Here is a 3,345-nt window from a genome sequence, read left to right as displayed (position 1 = left end):
CTGCGCGCCAAGGGATTCCCCGGCTGCACCGTGTTCGACTGCTTCTGCGCCGGCCAGAAGGTCTCGCAGGTCACCTTCGGCGGCCAGGGGTGGCGTGACGCCGGCGAGGACGGCCGGCAGCGCATGTTCAGCGGCTTCATGATCATGCTCCAGCTGCAGGAGCTGCTCTGGTATCTCGCCGAGGCCCGTGCGCTGCCGGCCGCCCGCCCCCTGCACGACCGCATCTCCGCCGCCTACACCGAGGTCGAGAAGGTCACACTGTCCGAACCGGACACCCTGCTCGCCGTCGACGTCCCCGCCCATCGCGAGAAGGTCAACGAACTTCTGGTGCGGGCCAGCGAACTCACCCGCGCCACCGTCAAGGGCCGCAAGGCCGACCGGCGCGGGGCCGACCTCATGGGCGCCAAGCTCAAGGGCGCGGTGCTCGCCGGCGCCAACCTGCGCGGCGCCTACCTGATCGCCGCCGACCTCCGCCAGGCCGACCTGCGACTGGCCGACGTCATCGGCGCCGACTTCCGCGACACCGACCTGCGCGGCGCGGACCTCACCGACGCCCTGTTCCTCACCCAGTCCCAGGTCAACGCCGCCCGCGGCGACCAGGCCACCCGCATCCCCGCCACCCTCACCCGCCCGCCCCACTGGACCCTACCCACCCACTGACCGGCCACCCCAGCTTTTTGCCACATGCGCTTCCCATTTGCGCCCAGGTGCCACACAGGAAGCGCATGTGACAAAAAGCCGGGTGGGTCAGCGGCGGGGCAGTAGCCTTTTCACGGCGCGGGACAACACTTCCCGGGCCTCGACGTCGTCCAGGGCCGGCAGGGTGGAGATGGTGTCGCTGAGCACGGCGACGGCCCGCACCGCGAACAGCTGATCGGGCGAGGGGCAGTCGCCGTAGACCACGCGCGCGAGCCGGTCGAGCAGGTCAGACATCTGGCTCGCGGCCTTCATCCGCCCGTGCATCACCGGATCCGCCGCCAGCACGCTGATGGTGGCGCGCCGGGAGACGGTCAGATCGGCGAACCCCTCGGCCACGGCGTCGATGCGACCCGACCGGGTGGTCTGGGCGGCGGCCCGCTCGATGATCGCCGTCACGCCCTCGTACACGGGCTCGCAGATGGACTGCAACAGCTCCAACTTCGAGGGAAAATGGTAGTACACGGCGGCTTTGGTCAGCCCGAGCTCGTCGGCGATGTCCTGCAACGAGGTGGCGTCGTAACCCCGCGCGGCGAACAGCGTCAGCGCGACGTGCTGGATGCCGGCCCGCGTGCGGCGGGCCTGCTCGGCCCTGACTCCTGGACTCACCCGGCCAGCATCCCACTTTCACCTGCCAGGCGACAAGTGAGTCACTTGACGCCCGGCAGGTGAACGGAGCAAGGTTGCAGTGCCGATTCCTTTCGGGTCACCCCCTCACACGATGGAGCAGAAGCCATGCCTTTGCAGGGCGAGTACGAGGCCAGCGCCCAGGACTGGGTGCGCGAGCAGGTCGAGAAGGTCGAGCAGACCGGCGGCGCCGAGGGCACCGAGCTGCGCGGCGTGCCGATCATCGTGGTCACCTCGGTCGGCGCCAAGTCGGGCAAGCTGCGCAAGAGCCCGGTCATGCGCGTCGAGCACGACGGCGTGTACGCCGCGGTCGCCTCCTACGGCGGCGCGCCCAAGCACCCGGTCTGGTACCACAACTTCAAGGCCAACCCGCTGGTCGAGGTGCAGGACAAGACCGTCAAGAAGGACTACCGCGCCCGTGAGCTCGAAGGCGCCGAGCGCGAGCTGTGGTGGGACCGCGCCGTCCAGGTCTGGCCGGACTACGCCGAGTACACCAAGAAGACGGATCGCCTCATTCCGGTGTTCGTCCTCGAGCCCGTGAACTGAGGAAAACCGCTGGCCGATCCGGCTAGGGTTGCCGGCATGATCTCCGTGCGCGCCGTGGGCGCCGACGACTGGGCCACCTGGCGTGAGCTGCGGCTGGCCGCGCTCGCCGACGCCCCGGACGCGTTCGGGGCGAGGCTGGAGCAGGTGCGGAAAGTCGACGAGGCGCACTGGCGCGAGCGGCTCGCCGGCGGAGCACTGCACCTGGTCGCCGAGCTCGACGACAAGCCCGCCGGCATCGTCGCCGCCCTCGACGAGCCCGACGGCGCCGCGCAGCTGGTGTCGATGTGGGTCGCGCCGTTCGCCCGCGGCCAGAACGTCGGCGAGTCCCTCATCGACGCCCTGGTCGACTGGGCGGGGGAGCGGACCGTGCGGCTGGAGGTCGTCACGACCAACACCCGCGCCCGGGACCTGTACCGCCGCAACGGTTTCGTCGACGACCACCAGGCGGGTGACCGGCTGACCATGGTTCATGTCGGTCCCACCGCCCGGTTCCTGGCCGAACTCAACGCCGACATCTGGCAGCCCTACCGCGACTCCTACGCCGCCGGCGACACCGAGGCGTTCCTCGCCCTGCACCACCCGGAGCTCATCCGCGCCGGCGGCCCCGCGAAAACCGTGCAGGGCTTCGACGAGTACGCCGCCGCCAGCCGCTCCTGGCGGGCCGACATGGACGCCCGCGGCAGCACCGTGGCCATCGAGTTCCGCTTCACCGAGCGCATCACCGACGGCGAGCTGGCCAGCGAGCGCGGCGTCTACCGCCTCACCACCACCCGCGCCGACGGCGACCGGAAGATCCTCCACGGCCACTTCCACACCTTCGCCCGCAAGATCTACGGCCACTGGCGCATCGCCGTCGACTACGACAACACCGCCGCCACCCCGGCCGACTTCGACGCCGCCACCGCCCCCGACGACCTCACCCCCTACCTCCCCCGCCCCTGACGCCCGCCCCATCTGACGTTTGGAACGGGGCTTTCCTCTACTCGGGGTGTAGGAAGGGCGCTTTCGCACCACCAGTGACCTCTCCACCGGATTCCCGAGCAGATCCCGCGCCTCGTACCAGCGGCGCACGGCGTCGACGGTGAACTCAGCGGCCTCCAGGGCGGATGCCGTGCTGGCGGACCACATCCTGCCGCTCCAGCGCCGCCCGCCAAACTTACACGCCGGCCAAACTTGCACTGAGTCCAAAATGCTCGTAGGTTGGGGACGTGGCCGACACCGAGCACCAGGGGCTGCGGGAACGCAAGAAGCTGCAGACCTGGAGGAACATTCGCGCGGCCGCGTTCCGGCTGATCGAGGAGCGCGGCTACGACGCGGTGAGCGTGGAGGACATCGCGGCCGCGGCCGAGGTGTCCCGCAGCACGATGTTCAACTACTTCCCCAGCAAGGAAGCGATCGTGCTCGACCCCGACCCGGAGGCGCCGTCGGTGTGGCGGGCGCTGCTGCGCGACCACCGCGACGACGAGCCGCTGTGGA

General features: G+C 70.2%; 5 protein-coding genes. 4 read left to right on the top strand and 1 reads right to left on the bottom strand.

What is annotated here, in order from left to right; translation table 11 throughout:
* Positions 1-660: pentapeptide repeat-containing protein (locus KUTG_RS01100; RefSeq protein ID WP_043714275.1), on the top strand; the 660-nt coding region annotated here is incomplete at its 5' end.
* An 87-nt stretch (positions 661-747) separates the two neighbouring features.
* On the opposite strand, the gene KUTG_RS52690 is transcribed toward KUTG_RS01100, so the two are convergent.
* The gene (locus KUTG_RS52690; protein WP_052393661.1) at positions 748-1,305 is read right to left on the bottom strand and encodes a TetR/AcrR family transcriptional regulator; all 558 of its coding nucleotides are present in this window, start codon (positions 1,303-1,305) and stop codon (positions 748-750) included.
* 126 nt (positions 1,306-1,431) lie between these two features.
* Here KUTG_RS52690 and KUTG_RS01090 point away from each other — a divergent pair, with 126 nt between their 5' ends.
* The 3 genes from KUTG_RS01090 to KUTG_RS01080 all read left to right on the top strand — a co-directional run.
* On the top strand, positions 1,432-1,869 hold the full coding sequence (locus tag KUTG_RS01090) for a nitroreductase family deazaflavin-dependent oxidoreductase (RefSeq protein WP_043714273.1): 438 nt from the start codon (positions 1,432-1,434) through the stop codon (positions 1,867-1,869).
* Positions 1,870-1,905: 36 nt separating this feature from the next.
* The gene (locus KUTG_RS52685) at positions 1,906-2,811 is read left to right on the top strand and encodes a GNAT family N-acetyltransferase (protein WP_052393660.1); all 906 of its coding nucleotides are present in this window, start codon (positions 1,906-1,908) and stop codon (positions 2,809-2,811) included.
* Positions 2,812-3,077: 266 nt separating this feature from the next.
* On the top strand, positions 3,078-3,345 hold a 268-nt coding region (locus KUTG_RS01080; RefSeq protein ID WP_043714271.1), incomplete at its 3' end, for a helix-turn-helix domain-containing protein.

Origin of the sequence: Kutzneria sp. 744, assembly GCF_000568255.1 — a bacterium.
In the GTDB taxonomy this organism is placed as follows: domain Bacteria; phylum Actinomycetota; class Actinomycetes; order Mycobacteriales; family Pseudonocardiaceae; genus Kutzneria.
The sequence above is the reverse complement of the archived record's forward strand: the minus strand, read 5'-3'. Positions and strand labels throughout refer to the sequence as shown.